The organism is Arthrobacter sp. StoSoilB13, assembly GCF_019977255.1.
In the GTDB taxonomy this organism is placed as follows: Bacteria; Actinomycetota; Actinomycetes; order Actinomycetales; family Micrococcaceae; genus Arthrobacter.
In genome coordinates this window covers 353,883-373,590 of the sequence record NZ_AP024648.1, presented here as the reverse complement: position 1 = coordinate 373,590, position 19,708 = coordinate 353,883, and the positions used below count along the sequence as shown (strand labels likewise).

Below are 19,708 nucleotides of genomic sequence, written 5' to 3'. Positions count from 1 at the left end.
GCGCCCGGCGCCCGATTCGATGGCTTGCTGCGTACAAGACGGTAGGAATCGTCTGATCTGCAGCGAGCCATCGAATCGGGCTCGACTAGCTACGGCAGCGCAGTCACCACTACGTCCTGGTAGGCGGCGCGTCCGTCGAACACGTTGACGCCAACCCTGCCGGAGACCAGCGCAGAATCCGTGACGTCGATCTGCTGCGTTCCATCCACGGACACCGTCATCCGGTTGCCATTCACTGCGGCATCCAGTGAGTAGCTCACTCCATGGCTCAGGGCTGCGGGCGTGCTCGCAATGACGGTGAATACGCCACTGACCAGCTTGAACACACGCACCTCGCGCAGGTTGGGGTCCAGGTTCACGTAATAGGCGCTCGATCCGTCCGCGGAGGATCTCAGCAACACCGAGCCTGCACCGCCGTAGCCTTTCTCCGGCGCCAGGTCCCGGTTGAGGAGTTCGCCGTTGAACGGTTCGCCGCCGAACCGCACCGTTGCCTGCACCCTCGCGTTGGTGAACGCGGCTGCGCTCATGGCCGTCGAATCTTTGTCGAACGTACCAGCCAGGCCTGCGCCTGTGCTCTCCCATTTGCCGCCCGGGACCACGACATACGCGCCCAGGTTGTGGCGTGCTGTCCCACTGGTGGAAGGCAGAACGTCCGACGGCGGCGCGGTAGTCAGGCGGGCCGTGTCGCTGAGTTGGTGTACTTTGACGGACACCAGCCGTGCGTTCCCACCGATAGCGGTGAAGGACAGGCCTGTGGAGGAAGGGTCCGGGAAGATCAGGGACGTGATGGCAGCCGTGCCGTCACCGCCGAAGACTTCCACAGAGGACGCATCCACCAGCATCCGGAGCTTCACTCGATTCTCGGACCCCACCAGAGTAGAACTCCATGGCGCCGAGGAATTGTCCGCCGGAGACCCGGCGAAGTACCTCGTGAAGTCCTCCCGTCCGGAGGTGCCACGGTCCACCGTCAAGGTTCCCGGGCCGGCGTCGTACTTCACCGTTGTTTCCTGGGCTCCGGAGGCGCCGGCCCCTTTCCTCAGCCCGAAGGCAAAGGAGCTGGCCCCGCCGGTGGTGGGAATCCCGACCTCCGCCTCGAGCTCAAAGGACCTGCCGGACGCTCCCGTGAGCGCGTTCGCCGAGCTCGGCGTCACAGTGACATCGGAGGCCTGCCAGGTTGATGTCCGTAGAGACTCTCCCTCCACAACGGGAGTCTGCGTCAGGCGGAGTCCGGCGCCGGCAACATCAACAAGCTTGAGCTCGCGCGGGATGCTGAGCTGACCGTTCCAGCGGCCCGTTGGCGGGCTGAACGCGTAGTCCCAATTGCTCATCCACCCGATCATGATGCGCCTGCCATCGGGCGCACCGTAGAAGCTCATCGCTGCGTAGTAGTCCCTGCCATGGTCAGCCTGCAGGACCTGGGAAGCGGGAGTGTCGGGCGTAAATGCGGTACCGTTCCACGTACCCGTCACGTATTGCGCGGCCGAACCGTTCGTGGCTCGGACCGCCCCAGTACTCCACCACAGCACCCAGCGCTTCACCCCGGACTGTCCCTCCACAGGCATCTCGAAGAAGTCCGGGCATTCCCACACGCCCCCGCGGATCCAGTCGCCGTAGCCGAAGGTGCTCGCGAAGGTCCAGTGGATGAGGTCTGTGGAGGAGTAGAAGCGGATGTGGTCTCCGGCGGCCACCACCATGACCCATTTGCTGGACCCTGCATCCCAGGTGACCTTGGGGTCGCGGAAGTCCCAGCCGCCGTCGGGGCCGCCCGGGTTTTCCACTACCGGATCTGCCTGGACGGTCTGCCAGGTGCGGCCTTGGTCCTTGCTGTAGGCCGCACGGACGGACTGGTTTCCGTTCCAGGCGTCGTGATTGAAGCTGGTGTAGTAGGCAATGAGGCCGGAGCCGCCGTCGAAAAGACCACTCGAGTCAGAGGCATCCACCACGGCCGATCCGGACCACGACTCCCCCGCAGCCATGTGCGGGAGTGCGATGGGCAACTGCTTCCAGTGCATCAGATCCGCGCTGACGGCGTGTGCCCAGCGTCCGCGGTCCTGGTGGAACAGGTGGTACTCGCCCTCGAAGTACACCAGGCCATTGGGGTCCGAACTGCTGCCCGAGTTCTGGCTGTAGTGGTAGCCCGGCTGGTAGAGCCCGTTCATGTACTGATCCACGCTGTCCGCGCGGACACTCTGGAACCAGGCCGTTCCGGTGGTCAACAGGGCGAAACCGTTGCCAGATGCCGCGGGCACAGAGCCATTTAGCACAGCTGTGCCATTAATCAGCACAGACGCTTCGGTGCCCTGGACAGTGAGCAGGACACGGTTGAGTTGGCCGGCTTGAAAACTTGTGGAGGGAAGGTTGCCGGAGTGCAGCAACGCCGAGGTGGTCCGGTTGTAGAGCTTCGCCGTGCCCGCCCCGGGGTCGATCCTCAGTTCCACGCCGCCGGTGCCGTCCGCCCCGCTGCGGACCACCACTGAGGCGGTGGCGGGTGAGGTGACGGACAGGTCCAGGGAGGCAACGACGTCGGACGCCACCGCCGGGACGTACCTCAGCGCGGTGCCATCCGCCGCTGAAGCCCGGAGGCCCTTGGCATCGGGCTCCCAGGAGCCTGCAGCCGAGCGCCAACCCTGCAACGAAGTCTCGAGCCCTCGAAGCGTCATGCTCTGGAACACCGCGGTGCCGTTGTAGGAGCCCAGCCCGACATGGCCGGAAGCATGGGCGGCATCCGTGGCCGTGATGGCCGGCATGACGCCGTTCGGGTCCAGGAAATCGGTCTGCCAATAGACGGCCAGCTGGTTGCCGAGCGCCGTGACCCGCAGGCGGTACACCTTGTTGACGGTGATGGCTGTGCTGAACGTGCCGAGCGTGGCGTTGTCCGAGACCCGGTACAGGCGCACGCGGCCAGCGTTGGGGTCGACCTCCGCGGCGTAACCGGACGTTCCCGACGCATTGGTTCGAAACAGTGCTGTGCCCACGCCGTATTGCGACGTGACCTGAACATCTGTGGAAAAGTCGACGTCTGTGGGCAACTGACCGGTGGCCACGGCTCGGATATTGGTGTTCGCAGGGGCAACACCGCGGAAACCTGTGGCCGAGGCCTGCCAGCCGTTCGCGGTGACAGCCCAGCCGCTGATGTTGGCGTCGATAGTCCGCACACCGGGCGTGCCGAAAGACACCGATCCGTTGAACGCATGCAGGCCCACGCGGCCTGATTCGTAGCGATAGTCCGTGGCGTCAATCCTCTTGATGCCATCGATCGCAACATAGATCCGTGGTCCGTCCACATGGACATCCACCGTGTAGGCCTGCCCCGAATTCAGTGGCAGGGACACCGGCGTAACCACGTCCTGTCCGGTCGCGAGGTCGAACAACCTCACCCGGTCCAGGTTGGGATCGATCGTCGCGGCGTAACCCGCACCGGCGTCGGGAGTCGCGCGGAAGACGAGCGCCCCAACACCGTAGGGACTCCCGGCGTCGACCGTCACCGAAGCCGTGTAGCGGACGGTTCCCGCCACGACCTGCTCGCTGACAGCCGCCGCATTTTGCCCGGAAGGCGCGACGGCGGTGTACCAGCCCTGCGCTGTCCGGGTCCACGAACCACTGACTCCGACGACATCCGGAACGGGGCTCGTAGTGCTGTTGAGGGTGACGGGCGCGGGGTCGAGGGCCACCGCCGGAGCAGTGACCCCCGTCCCAGCCAAGCCAACACCAAGGACCGCGGCCGTGAGGCCGGCAACTATTCTCTGATGCATTCAGATCGCCTTTGATCTCAGGGGTGAGAGAGCGTTCGCCAAAACCGCCCATGATGTGAGAGAAGATCGGCGAAAAGCGCTCGGGATGTGAGAGAGGGATGGTTTGGGCGGTGCTAGGGGAAGAGCGGGCGCGGACCTCCCCAGATATCGGCCATGGTCCAGGCGTCGAAGGTCAGGACGCGGACGGTTCCCTCAGCTGCCGCGAGGGTCACGCGCTCCCCGCCCAGGGTTGGGTAAACGCGGGCAGTCAGCGGCTTGCCATTCGCGAAAATCTCGACGGCGGACCTGTCCACCAGGACGCGAAGGCGCACGCGTCCGTCGGGCATCGGGACGGGGCCGGACTTGTCCTCCACATCCATGGCCAGGCCCGCATCGGCTCGAGCCAGGCTGCTGCGGGTGCGGTCCAGTTTGAGCGTGCCGTTTTCGCCCTCAAGATCGCGGCTTAGTTGGACTACCGTCTCCTCAGCGCCATCCTCCGAGCCCAACACGCCCAGCCGCAGCACAGCACCCGGTGCCAGCTGAACGTCCAGCTCAAGGTCCAGCTGGTTCCCGGAAACTCCCGTCTCCAGGGGCTTGCCGGAGCCCACCAGGACTAGTCCCGGCACGCTGACGTGATCCCGGCGGAGCTTCTCCACTTCAGGGACAGGCGCAAAAGCCAGGGTTCCGTCGTTGGCCAGGGTGGTGACGCGCGGCAGGCTCATCACGCCAGACCATCCGGCCTCCACCATCGCGGCGTCGCTGCGCCCTTCCTGCATCCAGCCGAACATGATGCGCCGCCCGGACCCGTCCTCGAACGACTGCGGAGCGTAGAAGAACCGTCCGCCGTAGTCGAGCCGGTGCAGGGCTGCAGGCTGGAAGGAATCTCCCGAATAGCGACCGGTCCAATACAACGGGTGACGGGTCTCGCCGTCGTCCCACGCGGAGAAAACCAGCACATCAGGATCGGCGTCCGGCTGAACAGAACCGAGCGAGTCAGCTCCCAGAGCACCTCCACCCGCCCTGAACAGGTCGACGCATTCCCACATGGTCCCGGTCCAGTCAGTATCGGCGGGATCGCCTTGGGATGCATCGCCAATGAACAGGGGCCCGATGTAGTCCCACGAACGCAGATCCGAGGACTCGTACAGGAACGCCGTGCCGCCGCGCCCACGAATGCCCGAGCCCACCAGTTGCCGCCACGTGGTTCCCTCGCGCCACACGCAGTGGTCCCTGTACGCTGTGATGTCCACCCCCGCAGGAGGGGCTGCGATGACCGGGTTCTCGGGCAGCTTGGTCCAGCTCATGAGATCGGCGGATCCCACGGCAACGCAGGGCAGTTCGCGCTCACCGAGCCGGCCCGAATAGACCAAAGTGGGCGTACCGCCGTCGTTCACCAACACACCTGACCAGCAGCCGTCGGCGTCCGGACCCGCGGACGGTTCCAGGGCCACCGGCTGGTCCGTCCAGGTGACGAGGTCCGTGCTGGTGGCGTGTCCCCACTGGATGCGGTGGTGGAAGGCGCCCTCCGGGTTGTATTGGTAGAAGAGGTGGTAGGTGCCGTTCCACTGGCTCACGCCGTTGGGATCGTTGAGCCAGCCCGCTGGGGAAACGAAGTGGAAGCGGGGTCGGAGGGGGTCGGACTCGGCGCGGGCAACCAGCTCGTCCCGGGGCACGGTGGCGAGCGGGTGGGTCAGTTCAGTCATGCGGAAGCCTTCTTGTCAGTCTTTTCGGTCGCCACGGGTTCGGTAGCCACGGGTTCAGTCGCCAGCGCGTGTCCGCCGGCTCCAGCACGCGGCCGGTAGAGGTGGCAGCGCACCCAGTGGCGGTTCGCGGGATCGCCCACCTGATGGCGTACAGGTTCGGTGGCGGAGCAGGCCTGGTGGGGATCGCCGTCGAAAGCGCAGCCCGTGGAGGCCATGACGGCCTGCCGCAGTTCAGCACGGCGGACGGGATCGTAGGAGCCGGCGCGGGCCGGGTCCGGAACGGCAGAAACCAACAGTTGTGTGTAGGGGTGGGCGGGGTTGGCCAGTAGGTCAAGGGACTCCCCTTCCTCCACGAGCTCACCGGCAAACATCACCGCGGTCCGGTCCGCCAAGTAGCGTGCTGAGGCGAGATCGTGGGTGATGTAGAGCATGGAGATGCCTTGCTCGTCGCGGAGTTTGCGCATCAGATTCAGCACGCCGATCCGTACTGACACATCCAACATGGAGGTGGGTTCATCAGCCAGGATGACCTGCGGCTCCACGGCCAGGGCCCGGGCGATCGCCACGCGTTGGCGCTGCCCGCCGGAGAGCTCATGCGGGTAGGAGTTGAGCATGTCGGCCTGCAGGCCGACGGTGGTCATGAGCTCCTCAAGACGGCGCTGGGTCTGGGACTCCGAACCGCCCTTCCCGTGGATGGCCAACGACCTCCGCAGGAAATGCTCAATCCTGTGGGCCGGATTCAGCGAGCCGAACGGATCCTGGAAGACCATCTGCAGCTGTGATCGGAAGGCACGGGACGCTTGGAATCGGTCGCGCTTAAGGACGTCGACGCCGTCAACCAGGATCGCGCCGGAGCTCGGCTTTTCGAGCCGGGCAACACAGCGGGCCAGTGTGCTCTTGCCGGAACCGGACTCCCCCACGAGTGCCACGATTTCGCCGCGGCCAATGGTGAGGTCCACGCCGTGCAGGGCCCGGACGGATTGCCGGGAGAACAGGCCGCCGATGGGGAATGATTTGCCCAGACCGCGGACTTCGAGGGCAGGTGTTTCGGAAGCAGCGGCTTGGCGGGCCGAACCTTCGATCGCAGGGGACAGTGCAGAGTGGCTCATGGTGCGACTCCTTCCAGAACAAGTGCTTCAGTGTCGGCACCAAACGGTGCCACGAGGTGCCCGGGCGCCACTTCGGTGAGGTCCGGGATGTTCCGGAACTTCACGCCGTCGGGCAGTCCCGTGAGCGGAACGCGGGGACCAGTGAGCGGCGGGAACGCACCCATGAGCGCCTGTGTATAGGGGTGACGCGGGTTGGCGTAGACGTCCTGCGCCTTGGCGGTTTCGACGATCCGGCCGCCGTACATGACGGCCATGCGGTGCGAGAGTTCCACCATGAGGGACATGTCGTGGGTAATGAAGAGGACGGAGAACCCGAGTTCGCGCTGGAGTTCCTTGATCTGCGCCATGATTTCCTGCTGCACCACCACATCCAGTGCAGTAGTTGGTTCGTCCAGGATCAGCAGCGACGGCTTGAGGGCAACGGCCATGGCAATCACTGCGCGCTGGCGCATGCCACCCGAGAGCTGGTGGGGGTAGGACTTCAGTCGCGCGGGGTCGATCCTCACGAGTTCAAGCAGCTCGCCCGCACGGCGGAGCGATTCCTTGCGGGAGTAGCCGGCGTGCGTGGTGAAGATGTCCACGATCTGCTCGCCGATGGTCAGCACCGGATTCAGCGAGTTCATAGCCGACTGGAACACCATGGCCACGTCCTGCCAACGGAAGCGACGTAGCTCCTCGGGGCTCATGGCCAGGACGTCCTTGCCGCCGAAGCGGATGCTGCCGCCGGCGATCTTGGCCGGGTCCTTCAGGAGCCGCATGATCGAGTTGGCAATGGTCGACTTCCCACACCCCGATTCACCAGCCAGCCCGAACACCTCACCGGTGCCGATGCTGAAGGAAACGCGGTCGACGGCGGTGGTTGAGCGGGTATCGCCCACGTACTTTACGGTGAGGTTCCTGACGTCCAGGACGGGCTCGTGGGAGCCGAAGGAGACTTGGGAGACAGTCACTTGGCGGCGCTCCTTTCGGTGGTTGCAGGTGTCTTGATTTTCCGCAGCCGCGGATTGGTAACCTCGTCCACGGCGTAATTGATAAGTGCCAGCGCGAAGGCGACCAAAGCGATGCAGACACCGGAGGGCACGAACACCCACCAGCTACCGGTCAGCAGGGCGCCTTCATTGCCGGCCCAGAAGAGGTTGTTGCCCCACGAGACCGTGCTGACGTCACCGAGGCCCAGGAACTCCAGGCCGGCCTGGGCTCCGATGCCGTAAATGACGCAAGCCAGCAGCGTGCCCATGACGATCGAGGCCATGTTCGGCAGGATCTCGCGGAACATGATCCGGCCCGCCCGTTCACCGGACACCACGGCAGCGGCCACGAAGTCCTTGGAACGGATGGACAGGGCCTGCGAGCGCAGCACACGTGCCGAACCGGCCCACCCCGTGACCACAAGGACCAGGATCACTGTGCCAAGGCCCGGTGGCAGGAATGCGGCCAGGATGACCAGGAGCGGCAGGCCGGGAAGGAGCAAGAAGACGTTGGTCACCAAGGAGAGGGCTTCGTCGATGAACTTGCCAAAGTACGCCGAGGCCAGGCCCACGAGGATGCCGACGAACGTGGACGCGAAGCCTACGGTCAGCCCGACGAACAAGGAACTCCGCGAGCCGTGGACGGTCAGCGCGAGCACGTCCTGTCCCTTGGCGGTGGTGCCCAGCCAATGCTCGGGAGACGGTTCCAGTGAGGCCATCCCGGTGATGCGCGACGGGTCGCCGGGGAACAGCACGGGCGCCAGCAGCGCAAGGGCGATGAACACGAACATCACGGCCATGCCCAGCATGGCTTTCTTATTGGTGAGGAGCCCGTGGACGAAGCTGCGGTTTGGCTTGCGGACAGCCGGGGTTGGAGTTGGCTGCTTCAGAAGTGCGGTTGTCATGATCAGTCCTCTAGTTGCTGCGCACGCGCGGGTCGAGGCGGACGTAGAGGATGTCCACCAGGAAGTTCGCCAGCAGCACGGCGGCGGTGATGGTCAGGAACAGGCCCTGCATGAGGGGGTAGTCCAGGCCTTGGACGGCGTTGAGGAGTTGGTAGCCCACGCCGGGGTACGCGAACACCACCTCGGTGAGCAGCGCACCGCCCACCACGAAACCCAGTCCCATGCCGAAGCTCGTGACCGAGGGCAGCATCGCGTTCCGGGCTGCGTAGCGGAGCATGATGCGGCCCGGGCCCTAAGACCCTTGGCCTCGGCCATGGTGATGTAATCCTCGGAGTTCGTGGCGATCATGGTGTTCCGCATGCCCAACATCCAGCCACCAATGGAAACCAGCACGATCGTCAGCGCCGGCAGCACCAGGTGCGCACCGACGTCGCCGATGAACTCCCATGTAAACCCGGGCTCCAAACCATCCGTGAACGCGTGGCGGATCGGGAACCAACCCAGCACCACGCCAAACAGGTACAGCGCACCCATAGCGAGCCAGAAGTACGGGAACGAGCCGATGAACACGAGCACCGGCGGCAGTGCCGAGTCGATCGCGCCGCCCCGCCGCCAAGCGGCCAGGATGCCCAGCAGGTTACCCACGACGGCGGCAATCACCAGGGCGGTTCCGCCCAGCAGGAGGGTCCACCCGATCTGGGAAGAGATAACCTCTGTGACCGGTGTTGGGAAACGGGAGATGGAAACGCCCATCTGGCCCGTGAAGATGTTGTGCATGTAGTCGACGTATTGCTCCCAAATGGGTCGATCGTCCACGCCAAGAAGCTTGCGCAGGGCCTCGATCTGTTCGGGCTGCATTCTGTCCTGGGAGCGGGCAAACATGCGGGAGACGGGGTCGCCGGGCATGAAGCGCGGGAGCAGGAAATTCAGGGTGATGGATGCCCAGAAGGCGATCAGGTAGAAACCCAGGCGGCGCAGGATAAAGCGCACGGTTTCCCTCCATTCGGGAATTACGGAAAGTTTGGGGCACGCCCGGCGGCCGGTCCGTGGGACGGCGGCCGCCGGACGGCGGTGTGCAGGCCGGAGCCGGCGGGGAACTGGCTACTTACGCGGTTCCAGCGTGGTCAGCACCAGGACTGTGGTGGGTGACCGCACCGAGAGGGTTGCGTACGGGTTGCCCTCGGTGGGCCAGCCTGTGAAGCGGGTGTCATTGAAGGCACCCCATTCCGGGCCGGAGAACAGCGGCACCAGCGGTGCGACGTCGTTGTACTCTTCCTGGAGCTTGTTGGCGATGTCCTTCTGCTTGGACTCGTCGGACTCTGCTGCAAATTCAGCCAGCAGGGCATCAGCCTTGGTGTCACCGAAGCGGTGGTAGTTGTCGAACGTCTTGGTTCCTACCGGCTTCACGGTTGCCGTGCCCATGGAGGTGTTGAAGTACTTGTACGGGCTGGGGTCGTTGGCGCTCCACACGATGCCGGAATCGAAGTCGCCCGTCTCGTAACCCGCAACCACGGCAGCCCAGTCCGGGGAGTCAACCTTTGCCGTGACGCCAACCTCGGCGAGGTTCTGCGAAATCACGTTGGCTACCGAAAGCCAGTCGGAGGAAGACGCGCCCACGGAGATCTTGAACTCGAACGGCGAACCGTCCTTCAGTTTGCGCTTGCCATCAGCACCCTTGGCGTACCCGGCCTTGTCCAGCAGCTCGTTGGCTTTCTGCACATCCAGCTTGGTCCAGGTGCAGTTGTCCTTGACCTCGGAGTTCTTCCACTTTTCGTAGTTGCCGGAGAGGCCAGTGCAGTCGGCCGGCTTGGCGTAGCCGCTCATGCCGATCTTGGTCACCTGGTCGCGGTCCACGGCCATGCTCAGCGCCTTGCGGACCTCAACATCGTTGAAGGGGGCCTTGGTGGTATTGAGCTGCCAGTTGATCATGGCGCCGGTTGCCGGGAACCAGTACTGGCGGTGTTCCTTGTCCTTGGAAACAAACGTCTTTTCGATGTTCGGGATGTACTGCGGGGCCCAGTCCACGTCCCCGTTCGCAGCGGCGAGGTTGGCGCCGTCGTTCCCTGCAAAAGCGAGCATCTTGATGCCGGCGATCTTCTGCTTTTCCGGCTGCCAGTAGTTGGGGTTCTTCTTCAGCACGAAGGACTGGGCCTGGAAGCTGTCCACCTCGGTGTACGGTCCCGTGCCCACGGGCTTGGCGTTGGGGTCCTTCTCCGGGTCGGCCAGCGCGGACCAAATGTGCTTGGGCAGGATGCTGAGCTGTCCGACGTCGTAAAGGGCCGGGGACCACGGCTTGTTGAAGTTGAACGTGACCTTGTTGGTTCCCTCGGCTGTCACGGTGTCCAGGTACTCGTAGCCACCCTTGATCTTCTTCTGAAGGCCGAACGTGTAAGCGACGTCGTCAGCGACGAAGGGCTGGCCGTCGGACCACTTCACGCCGTCACGCAGCGTGAAGGTGATCGATTTGCCGTCGTCGGCTGCCTTCCACTCTGTCGCGAGCCACGGCACCGTGTCTCCCTTGGCCGGGTTGAAGATCAGCAAGGACTCGTAGATGGATTGCTGGACCATCGGGTTGACGGTGGGCGCGAACGGGTTGAAGTTCTGCACGAACGTGCCCATGTCCTCACGCGGGATGGTGAGGAACGCGCTCGCGTTTGCTGCGGCGTCTGTGCCGGCGGTCTTGTTGACGGTGGCGGCACAGCCGGTCAGCAGCATCGCGCCCACCGCCAGTCCGGCCGCCGTGATGCGGGCAGACCTCAGGAATCGGGGTTGTGTCATGATGGTTATCTCTTTCCTATCTTCATCGTCCAAGGTGAAGGGGTGGGTAAGGGGTTTGCTCTTCGAGGTTGATTTCGCGGTCAGACCGAAGAGCGTTCTAGCAGCGGACAGTCGACCAATTGCTGGTCGGCAATGATCGGCTGTCCTGCTGTAAGAGCGGCGAGCGTCTGGACTCCCAGGGCTCCCATTTTTTGGAACGGCAAGGCAACAGTGGTCAGCTTTGGCCTTAGGTAGGCCGCAATGAGCTCCTGGTTGTCGAAGCCGATCACTGCGATGTCTCCGGGGATGGTCAGGCCCCGTTCTTTGATGGCGTCATACGCGCCCATCGCCATGCGGTCGTTGAGGCAGAACAGCGCGGTTGGCCTGTCCTTTTCCGGATAATGGTCCAGGATTTGGCAGGCGGCGTCGTAGCCGCCGTCGGCTGTTGCGTATCCGGACACCACCAGTTCCGGGTCCAGCTCAAGTCCTGCGACGGCCAGTGCTTCGCGGGCACCTTCCAATCGCCCAACTGCTGCGGGAATGACCGGGTCAAGGTTGATGATTCCGATCCGGGTGTGGCCGGCTTGAAGCAAGCGCTCGACGGCGACCCTGCCACCCGCACGCTCGTCAGGAACGATCGAGGGCAGCTTTCCGTCCGCGTCGAAGCAGTTGATCAGCACGGTTGGTACTTCGTTGGCACTCTGCGGAACGTGCACGCCCCGGTGAAAAGTGGCTGCGTAGAGAAGTCCTTCCACTCGTTGCTCCAGCAGCTTTTCAATGGCGGCATCTTCCAAGCCCTGGTTGGGTCCTACGGCATCGGCCTGGTCGGAGGGCGCGATGAGCAGGAACCGGCGATCAATCCATGCCTGGTCCTGGGCTCCTTTGATGATGTCGACGGCGAACGGTGCCGTCACGATCTCGGTGACGATCCCGTACCAATCACTGCGCTGGGATGCCAGCGCACGTGCTCCGGCGTTCGGGCGGTAGCCCAGTGCCTGCACGGCATCGTTGATACGGGTGCGGGTTTCCTCGGAGATGCTGGCATTTTCGCGGTTGCTCAGCACGAACGAGACTGCGGTCCGGGAGACGCCGGCGTGCTTGGCGACGTCATTCATGGTGACCCCCCGCTGCCGCACAGCCGCGGCTTTGTTGGGGGTGGTGCTTTTCGCCATTGAATGCTCCGGGTCCTGGTTCTGATGCCTGTTGGTAATGCGGATATTGGTAACGCGCGTTACTTGGAACGTGTGATTTAGGTTACGCGCGTTACCTGCTTCCTGTCAACGGGTTTCTTTTGCGCCGCCACCGCCCGATTCGACGACTCGCTGCGCAGAAGACGACTCCTACCGTCTTGCACGCAGCGAAGCATCGAATCGGGCTAGCTCCCTCGTCCCCCGCAGCCACAAGCCTCGTCCCGCGCAGCCACAAAGCCGGCACCGCGCTAGGCTTCTGCCATGGCATTGATAGCTCCCCGCGTTACAGCTGGCCTCCCGGCCGACGACGCCCGGAACCTGGCACGCTCCCTCCAGGACAGCAACGACATCACCGTGTTCGTCGATGGCACGGTCCACCGCCTCCCCGACCAGGCGAGGGACGCCGTCGTCGATCTTCTTGCGAGGCTGGGCCGCGGCGAAACCGTCACGGTCAGCAGCGTGGAGGAAATGCTCACGACCTCCCAGGCCGCGGAGCTCGCAGGCATCTCACACACCTACCTGCGCAATATGACCGACCGCGGAGAAATCCCAGTCGAATACCGCGGCACGCACCGGCGAATCCGCCAGGCTGCGATCATGGAGTGGCTTGAAACCCAGAAGCGCAAGCAGGCCGAGACCTCCGGGGGAGAAAAAGGCGAATACAACGGCCGCGATGACGCCGGAAATGACGCACGCAGCGACTAAAAGCGTCGGAGTGATAAGGATCAAGCAACGATCCCAGCCAACGGGCCAGCACCTGATTACCCCGGGGTTACGCTTGTTTGGTGGGCAATTTCAAAGGGTGGCATATCGTGGCCGGGGTGGCCGCAATGGCCCTTGCCGCACCCTTGGGATCGGCCATGGGATTGAACTTCGTAGCCACCTTCATGTTTGCGTGCGTCGCGTTCGTCGCGGTCGCCATGTGGACAGAATCCAAGATCGCCCGACGCCGGGACGCGGCTGACGCTGCCGCCTCCCCCGACGCTTCGCGCGCCGCCGGCGACCCCGCCGAATCGGACGACGCCACCCGGGATTAGCATGCGGGCGGGTCGAACAGCCCCAAACCCGAACCAGGGCTGTTTCAATAGCGGTATGGCTTCGACTTCCCGCTCCGTCGTTTGGCCCGCCGTGCACGATGAACGTCGTGCGCTGATCCAGGATCTGGAACCGCTCCCCGAGCCACTCTGGGAGACGCCTTCACTTTGCCCGGGCTGGGACATCCATGACGTACTGGCGCACGTTGTGGACAGCGCAAAGACCACCCGTTTGGGCTTCCTCAAGCGAATGATTGAAGCCCGCTTCGACTTCGACCGCGACAACGCCGTGGGGGTGGAACGCGAGAAGGCCAAGGATCCCGGCGGCACACTGACGGCGCTGCGCGCTGTAGTGTCCCGGACATCGGGACCACCGGCGGGGATTGCCACACGATTGGTGGAAGCGTTCGTCCATGGCGAAGACATCCGGCGCCCCCTTGGCATGACACGCAACTACCCGGCCGGGCAGGTCGCGTTGGCTCTTGCTTACCAGGTCAAGACAACAACAAGGATCGGCGGCGGCAAGGAGATAGCCGCGGGCTGGCGACTGGTTGCCACGGACACCGACTTCCAGCACGGCGACGGCCCGGAGGTACAAGGACCGGCCATTTCCCTGCTTCTCGCTGTTTCCGGACGGCCGGTCTCTGAGGACGAGCTAACCGGCCCCGGGGCTCCGGTATTCCTGGAACAGGCCCGGCCTTGACGGGGCGCCGAGGCAAGCGGAGCACGTTACTGTCTGCCGACGTCGAGGCTTGCGGTCTAGGTGGTCGGATTCTCTGGACGGAGGGATCGCATCCTCCGGGGACGCACGGGAGCGCGCAGCCCGCTTACATCCTTATCCACGGCATCGGCGTCTCGCACCGGTACCTTGCGCGCCTTCACGCCGTACTGGCAGCGGGCGCGCCCACCTACTCGCTGGACCTTCCCGGTTTTGCGGGTACTCCCAAGCCCGGGCGGCAACTGTCCGTGGAAGACTACGGCGCGTTCATCGCAGAAGCACTGAAGGGCCTGCGGCATCGGGTCGTACATCCTGGTAGGACACTCGATGGGCGTGCAGTTCGCCATTGAAGCGGCCCTCCATGCGCCTGAACGCGCCTTGCATCTTGTCCTCATGGGTCCCGTGGTTGACTCACGCCACAAGAACGTGGGGCGGCAGTCGCTTGCCCTGTTCCTGGATGGCCTTCTCCGCGAAAGCCCATCGTCCAACTGGATCGTGATCACGGACTACCTGCAATGCGGGCCCCGCTGGTACCTCACCGAGTTGCCGGTAATGATGAAGTACCCGACCGAGAAGCAGTTGGCCAAAGTCCGGACTCCCGTGCTGGTGCTTCGAGGGAGCCGCGATCATGTGGCCGGGCCGGAGTGGGCGCTTAAGCTCTCCCGCGCGGTGCCCCAAGGGCGCCTCGTTGAAATCCCCGGAGTTGGACACGTCGCCCAGCACATGCGGCCGAAAGCTGTTGCGGACGCCATCATGAGCTTCGTCGCTGCCACCTCCCGCCAGAGTTAGGCACTGATGCACACACTGATGCACGACGGCGGAACCCGGCGTGGGTGCCCCTTGTTGGGTTTGCGATCTGGAGACTAGGCTGGCCGGGCAAGCACAATAGTAAGTTTGCTTAGGAAGGGTGACCATGACCAGCTATGACCCTGAGGACGATCCCCGGACCTTCGGAGTTTCCGGCGACGCCGAGCCAGCCGACACGACAGGCGACACCGCTGGCGTCACTGCCGGCGACACCGACGATGTCCACGCGGATCCCGACATGCGCCAGGACGAGGACGACGATCCCGCAGCTTCCGCCAACCCCGATCCCCTGGACGGCAACGTCACGGGACTTGAGCCTGGAGGCGGCGTACCTCCGGGCGAAACCCCACCCGCGGAGGGCAGCATGAGCAGCGACCAAGGACACGAAGAGTAGCTCGTCCCCAAGCCGCTGTCCTGTCGCTGCCCAGCAACGTATTAGCGGGCCAGCAACGTATTAGCGGGGGCAACTCCGGTCACGGCAGCCTCAGTATCTCCCCGAGGTCATAGTCAGCTGGCTCCTCCAGTTGAGAATAGGTGCAGCTCTCCGGAGTCCGGTCCGGCCGCCATCGACGAAACTGGGTGGTGTGCCGGAACCGGTCGCCTTCCATGTAGTCATAGGCGACCTCGATGACGAGCTCGGGCCGAAGTGGAACAAAGGAGAAGTCCTTGCCGCCGCTCCATCGGCTTTGCGCGCCCGGCATCCGGGAACCAGTAGCGGCGGCATCTCCTTGGTCGGCCCACTGACCCCAAGGATGCTCGCTGAACTCCGTCTGGTATGGCTCAAGTTCAGCCACCAGGCTTTCGCGCTTGGCCATGGGAAATGAAGCCACCACCCCCACGTGCTGCAGCTGACCGGCGTCGTTATATAACCCAAGCAGCATCGACCCGACAACCTTTCCCGTTTTATGCCAGCGGAATCCGGCCACCACGCAGTCCGCGGTCCGTTCATGCTTGGTTTTGAACATGACGCGCTTATTCGGTTGGTATGTCCCCTCGAGCGGTTTGGAAAGTATGCCGTCAAGCCCGGCACCTTCGAGCTGCACGAACCACTCCTGTGCTTGATCAAGGTCCGTCACCGCCGGTGTTACGTAAACGGGCGCCTCAGCCTTGGCCAGTGCCTTCTCCAAGGCGGCGCGACGCTCGGAAAACGGCTTGTCCATAAGGTTCTCGTCTCCCAGCGCGAGGATGTCGAATCCGATGAAGGAGGACGGGGTGCTTTCGGCCAGCATCCGCACACGGCTGTCGGCGGGATGGATGCGCTGCTGAAGGCCCTCGAAGTCGAGCCTGTTCCCAGCTATGAGGACAATCTCGCCGTCGATCACGCATTTGTCCGGGAGATTCTTCCGAAGGGCTTCCACCAGCTCAGGGAAATACCGTGTCATAGGACGTTCGTTTCGGCTACCCAGGATGATCTCATCACCATCTTTGAAAACGATGGTCCTGAACCCGTCCCACTTTGGCTCAAAATGACCCACATCAGGGATCGAAGGAACAGACTTGGCAAGCATGGGCGAAATGGGCGGCATCACTGGGAGGTCCATACGACTATGTTCTACCTGCCGCCCGCGGCGGAAGCTAGTCTTGGGCCATGGATATCTTGGCCGTACTAGTGGCAGTGCTGGCAGCACCTGCCCTCATTGCGGCCCTTTGGTTCTGGGTCTTGCGCCAGAACAGCAAGGGTAAAGTCCGGCGCGGTGCCACGGGTGGGATGCTTGGTGTGGCGGACGAAATTTTCCGACCCGAGACCCATTACGCACACCAAGTCCAAAGGATCCAGCACGAACTGCCAGCCCCGGCTCCGGCCCCGGAGCCTAAGTCCTAACGGACCTTCGCGCCGGAAGGCGTCCCGCCCGTTACATTAATGTGACTTTACTATGCCGCTCATGTACCGTCGAAGAGCGACCCTCATCTCCGCTGGGCCGCTTCCGGGTTGACGCCGAGCTCTGCCGCAAACCGGAATCCGCCAGACCCGCGGCAGAGACGGGGGACCCAGAGTTCCCGGGCCTGATTTTTCCCCTAGGCCCTTGGGGTGAAGCCGCCATGTGCGGCCGGACGGCCTCGTCCGAACCCGACAGCTAACCTCGCAGGCGTTGAGAGGCAACCACCATGTCCCCAACCATGGATCAGCCGCGCCGCGCCCAAATAGCGCGCGAGCGTACCCAGCCAACCGGACGCCGTCGGGGCCCCAACCCAGCGGATCCTCCACCAGCACGCCGGAAGCAGAAGCAGGTTTAGCAGGCGCGACGCCGGAACCCGCCACTGCTTCTATTCCCGCCTCTGCTTCCAATCCCCAAACGGCGGCACCCACCACGCGCGCGGCCGCTCGGGCGGCAGAGCGTGAACGGGCAGCCCAGGCAGCTATCTCTGCTGAGACAGTCCCCACTGAAACTGCTCCAGCAGAAACAGCACCAGCGGATTCTGCAACAGCGGACTCTGCTCCGGCGGACCCTGCTCCTCTGGAGCCGGCAACTGCTGCGATTCCAGCTGTTCAGGCGCCCGAACCCGTCGCGCCCGAACCCGCAGCGAATCCCGAACCTGCCACCGCTGCCATCCCGATCGTTCAGGCGCCCGAACCGGTCGCGTCCGAACCCGCAGCGAATCCCGAACCTGCCACCGCTGCCATCCCGATCGTTCAGGCTAAGAGCCCCGCACAGCTTGCCGCAGCCGCGACCGCCGCCTCTGGTCTCGCAAGCCGGAAAGCCCTTCGCGCACAGGAATCCGGGAGCGGTACGGCCCGAAAGTCGGCAAGTGCTGGCGAAACCCCGGCTGGCGGCGCCCCTGCCTTCGGAGCTTCATCACTGGGAGCTTCATCACTGGGTGGATCATCCTTCAGCCATGAACCACACGCCGTGCTCACCAAGGCCGCATCGGTCAAAACAAAGGGCCAGCGCATGGCAGTCGTCGCTGGGGCCTTGGGCTTGGTATTGACCGTTGGCACCATGAGCCAGGCCTTCGAGCTTCCCTTCTTCGGGCAGGAAACGCCGGCCCAGGAAGCAAGCGACGCAAAGACGGGTAGCGACAGCAGGCAGTCAACTTCGGCCACCCCTGCACCCAGCTCGTCCTACGCCACCGCCTCCGCGTCGTCGGCCACCAGCGAGGCCGGAAAACCGGCAACCGTAGCAACGCAGTCGTCAGGAGAGGCACCCGACCAGGCGCCGTCGTCGTCCCTTCCGACTCCGCAAGTGTCACTCGCGGATCCTGTTTGGGTGCCTTCGGCAGTCCCGTCGGCTGTTGTTCCCGTCCCGGGCGTGACAACTCCTGTTCCAACCCAGCCGGCCCCGAGCCCGGTTCCGTCGGACACGGTCACCACCCCACCTGCCACGACGACGCCGACCCCCACGGGCACTCCGGCACCTACTCCAACACAGGCTCCGGCGCCAAAGCCAAAGCCGACCGGCAGTCCCAGCACCACCACACCGTCCAGCGATTCACCCCTGGACCTGGACGGCATACTTGACGGCGCCACTGGGATCTTGAAATGAGCACGCGGCTTCCCAGGACCAGCGCGCACGTCGGATGGCATGGCCGGTACTGCAGCAGCAGCCGCACTGCCACCTTCCGCAATCGGATGGGCCGCTGGAGCTGCCAGCGGTTGCGCCGGGCCTAAGGAATCACAGCAACCGGAATCACGGCAACAAGATGAGGCGGGCACCCGACCCTGAACTGCTCCACCCGGGTGCCTGCCTCTTTTGTTTCGTGTGTCGCTTGTTCATGGCCTCGATCGCTTCTATCCAAACAGCCACGCAACCATAACCAACGCCCCGATGCACAGGACCGTTGTACAGAGGATGACATCCCGGGCCATTGTCATCCCGCGTCCGTAGGGAGAAGCGAAAAGGAAGACGTTCTGTGCGGTTGGCAGTGCGGCCATGATGACGCTGGCCAAGAGGTGCTGACCCTCCAAGCCGAACACGAAGCGCCCCAGCGCCCAGACCACCACCGGCATGCCAGCCACCTTCAAGGTGGTAGCAACTACGGTCTCCACGCGGCCATCGCCCTTTTGGAGAGGCGCCTTGCCAGCCAGCGACATGCCAAAAGCCAGCAGAACCATGGGGACGGCCGCGCCGGCCAGCATATCGATGGGTCTCTGAACGAGCTCCGGAGCCTCCCACCCCGTCAGGGCCATCACCACCCCCAGGCCCGAGGCGATAATCATGGGATTGGAGAAAGGCTGCAACAGCATCCGTTTCCACGAGATTCCTGTGCCGCCCGCCACGCCCAGGACGCTCAGGTAGAAGGGCGCCATGATCAGGAGTTGAACCAGAAGGACTGGAGCAACGTGCTGCGCCGTGCCCACTGCATACAAGGAAACAGGAATACCGATGTTGTTCGCGTTGGCATAACTGCTTGCCATGGCACCAACCGCCGTTTCCGCGACCGGCCGTCGGAAGAACACGAAGCTCAGCAAACAATAGAGAAGGCCTATGACGGTTGCCGACAGGAGCGCAAGAGGGGCGTCGACGCCGAGGGCGGCACGAATGTCGCTTCCACCTACCACCGTGAACAGCAGTGCAGGATTGGTGATGTAGAAAGCCGTCCGGGTCAGTGCGCTTTGTACATCCGGGGCCAGCACTTGGTAGCGGGCGGCGAAGTAACCCACCGCGATGACCGAGGCGACGATGAGGATCCCCGACACAACGCCGCCCACAGTGCTCCTAAGAATTGGTCAGAAACCGTTTTCTCAGCGTAAGCGACGCCTGGAGGACTGTCCAATTCCGGCCGTTCCGCAGCACACGTTCCGCAGCACACGTTCTACAACACTCCGCGGCCCAAAACACTTGGCGGC

Annotated in this window: 15 protein-coding genes, 2 pseudogenes and 1 riboswitch; of the genes and pseudogenes, 7 read left to right on the top strand and 10 right to left on the bottom strand. The window is 64.0% G+C overall.

Annotated features, from left to right (window positions below):
• Window positions 1–89 precede the first annotated feature (89 nt).
• From LDP01_RS13990 to LDP01_RS13955, 8 genes and pseudogenes are all read right to left on the bottom strand, one after another.
• Complete coding sequence (locus LDP01_RS13990; RefSeq protein ID WP_224093303.1) at window positions 90–3,752, bottom strand: GH32 C-terminal domain-containing protein; 3,663 nt, start codon at window positions 3,750–3,752, stop codon at window positions 90–92.
• A 113-nt stretch (window positions 3,753–3,865) separates the two neighbouring features.
• Window positions 3,866–5,434 carry a glycoside hydrolase family 32 protein gene (locus LDP01_RS13985; RefSeq protein ID WP_224093300.1) on the bottom strand — a complete coding sequence of 523 codons (1,569 nt, stop codon included), beginning with the start codon at window positions 5,432–5,434 and terminating at the stop codon, window positions 3,866–3,868.
• On the bottom strand, window positions 5,431–6,543 hold the full coding sequence (locus tag LDP01_RS13980) for an oligopeptide/dipeptide ABC transporter ATP-binding protein (protein ID WP_224093298.1): 1,113 nt from the start codon (window positions 6,541–6,543) through the stop codon (window positions 5,431–5,433). Before LDP01_RS13980 ends, LDP01_RS13985 begins: the two co-directional genes overlap by 4 nt.
• The gene (locus LDP01_RS13975; RefSeq protein WP_224093296.1) at window positions 6,540–7,493 is read right to left on the bottom strand and encodes an ABC transporter ATP-binding protein; all 954 of its coding nucleotides are present in this window, start codon (window positions 7,491–7,493) and stop codon (window positions 6,540–6,542) included. Before LDP01_RS13975 ends, LDP01_RS13980 begins: the two co-directional genes overlap by 4 nt.
• A complete protein-coding gene (locus LDP01_RS13970) occupies window positions 7,490–8,416 on the bottom strand; it encodes an ABC transporter permease (protein ID WP_224093294.1) in 927 nt (308 codons plus the stop codon). Before LDP01_RS13970 ends, LDP01_RS13975 begins: the two co-directional genes overlap by 4 nt.
• 10 nt (window positions 8,417–8,426) lie before the next feature.
• Window positions 8,427–9,406, bottom strand: a pseudogene (locus LDP01_RS13965) (ABC transporter permease).
• A gap of 111 nt (window positions 9,407–9,517) precedes the next feature.
• Window positions 9,518–11,194: an ABC transporter substrate-binding protein gene (locus LDP01_RS13960; protein ID WP_224093292.1), complete on the bottom strand. Its 1,677-nt coding sequence runs from the start codon at window positions 11,192–11,194 to the stop codon at window positions 9,518–9,520.
• Between the two features lie 80 nt (window positions 11,195–11,274).
• Window positions 11,275–12,345, bottom strand: coding sequence for a LacI family DNA-binding transcriptional regulator (locus tag LDP01_RS13955; protein WP_224093290.1), 1,071 nt, complete (start codon window positions 12,343–12,345; stop codon window positions 11,275–11,277).
• A gap of 279 nt (window positions 12,346–12,624) precedes the next feature.
• Between LDP01_RS13955 and LDP01_RS13950 the strand changes: the two genes are divergently transcribed.
• From LDP01_RS13950 to LDP01_RS13930, 5 genes and pseudogenes are all read left to right on the top strand, one after another.
• A complete protein-coding gene (locus LDP01_RS13950) occupies window positions 12,625–13,068 on the top strand; it encodes a helix-turn-helix domain-containing protein (RefSeq protein WP_224093288.1) in 444 nt (147 codons plus the stop codon).
• Between the two features lie 80 nt (window positions 13,069–13,148).
• Window positions 13,149–13,400: a hypothetical protein gene (locus LDP01_RS13945; protein ID WP_224093286.1), complete on the top strand. Its 252-nt coding sequence runs from the start codon at window positions 13,149–13,151 to the stop codon at window positions 13,398–13,400.
• A 55-nt stretch (window positions 13,401–13,455) separates the two neighbouring features.
• Window positions 13,456–14,100, top strand: a complete 645-nt coding sequence (locus LDP01_RS13940; protein ID WP_224093284.1) for a maleylpyruvate isomerase family mycothiol-dependent enzyme — start codon at window positions 13,456–13,458, stop codon at window positions 14,098–14,100.
• A pseudogene (locus tag LDP01_RS13935) lies at window positions 14,097–14,904 on the top strand (alpha/beta fold hydrolase). The gene LDP01_RS13940 and the pseudogene LDP01_RS13935 overlap by 4 nt, the downstream one beginning before the upstream one ends.
• A 124-nt stretch (window positions 14,905–15,028) precedes the next feature.
• Entirely contained in the window at window positions 15,029–15,316 is a 288-nt protein-coding gene (locus LDP01_RS13930; RefSeq protein ID WP_224093282.1) for a DUF6480 family protein, read from the top strand.
• A 79-nt stretch (window positions 15,317–15,395) separates the two neighbouring features.
• On the opposite strand, the gene LDP01_RS13925 is transcribed toward LDP01_RS13930, so the two are convergent.
• A complete protein-coding gene (locus LDP01_RS13925) occupies window positions 15,396–16,463 on the bottom strand; it encodes an ATP-dependent DNA ligase (protein WP_224093280.1) in 1,068 nt (355 codons plus the stop codon).
• 47 nt (window positions 16,464–16,510) lie between these two features.
• On the opposite strand from LDP01_RS13925, the gene LDP01_RS13920 reads away from it, so the two are divergent.
• The gene (locus LDP01_RS13920; protein WP_224093271.1) at window positions 16,511–16,744 is read left to right on the top strand and encodes a hypothetical protein; all 234 of its coding nucleotides are present in this window, start codon (window positions 16,511–16,513) and stop codon (window positions 16,742–16,744) included.
• Between the two features lie 129 nt (window positions 16,745–16,873).
• Window positions 16,874–17,026, top strand: a riboswitch (cyclic di-AMP (ydaO/yuaA leader).
• Window positions 17,013–18,404: a hypothetical protein gene (locus tag LDP01_RS13915; protein WP_224093269.1), complete on the top strand. Its 1,392-nt coding sequence runs from the start codon at window positions 17,013–17,015 to the stop codon at window positions 18,402–18,404. Its footprint overlaps the riboswitch before it by 14 nt.
• A gap of 245 nt (window positions 18,405–18,649) precedes the next feature.
• On the opposite strand, the gene LDP01_RS13910 is transcribed toward LDP01_RS13915, so the two are convergent.
• Window positions 18,650–19,570 carry an AEC family transporter gene (locus tag LDP01_RS13910; RefSeq protein ID WP_224093267.1) on the bottom strand — a complete coding sequence of 307 codons (921 nt, stop codon included), beginning with the start codon at window positions 19,568–19,570 and terminating at the stop codon, window positions 18,650–18,652.
• Window positions 19,571–19,708: the final 138 nt, after the last annotated feature.

Bases quoted from the DNA above. Each gene is read 5' to 3' on its own strand.
- LDP01_RS13940 (WP_224093284.1), top strand. From the start codon at position 13,456: ATGGCTTCGACTTCCCGCTCCGTCGTTTGGCCCGCCGTGCACGATGAA.
- LDP01_RS13920 (WP_224093271.1), top strand. From the start codon at position 16,511: ATGGATATCTTGGCCGTACTAGTGGCAGTGCTGGCAGCACCTGCCCTC.
- LDP01_RS13955 (WP_224093290.1), bottom strand. From the start codon at position 12,345: ATGGCGAAAAGCACCACCCCCAACAAAGCCGCGGCTGTGCGGCAGCGG.
- LDP01_RS13990 (WP_224093303.1), bottom strand. From the start codon at position 3,752: ATGCATCAGAGAATAGTTGCCGGCCTCACGGCCGCGGTCCTTGGTGTT.
- LDP01_RS13930 (WP_224093282.1), top strand. From the start codon at position 15,029: ATGACCAGCTATGACCCTGAGGACGATCCCCGGACCTTCGGAGTTTCC.
- LDP01_RS13970 (WP_224093294.1), bottom strand. From the start codon at position 8,416: ATGACAACCGCACTTCTGAAGCAGCCAACTCCAACCCCGGCTGTCCGC.
- LDP01_RS13985 (WP_224093300.1), bottom strand. From the start codon at position 5,434: ATGACTGAACTGACCCACCCGCTCGCCACCGTGCCCCGGGACGAGCTG.
- LDP01_RS13980 (WP_224093298.1), bottom strand. From the start codon at position 6,543: ATGAGCCACTCTGCACTGTCCCCTGCGATCGAAGGTTCGGCCCGCCAA.
- LDP01_RS13925 (WP_224093280.1), bottom strand. From the start codon at position 16,463: ATGGACCTCCCAGTGATGCCGCCCATTTCGCCCATGCTTGCCAAGTCT.
- LDP01_RS13950 (WP_224093288.1), top strand. From the start codon at position 12,625: ATGGCATTGATAGCTCCCCGCGTTACAGCTGGCCTCCCGGCCGACGAC.
- LDP01_RS13960 (WP_224093292.1), bottom strand. From the start codon at position 11,194: ATGACACAACCCCGATTCCTGAGGTCTGCCCGCATCACGGCGGCCGGA.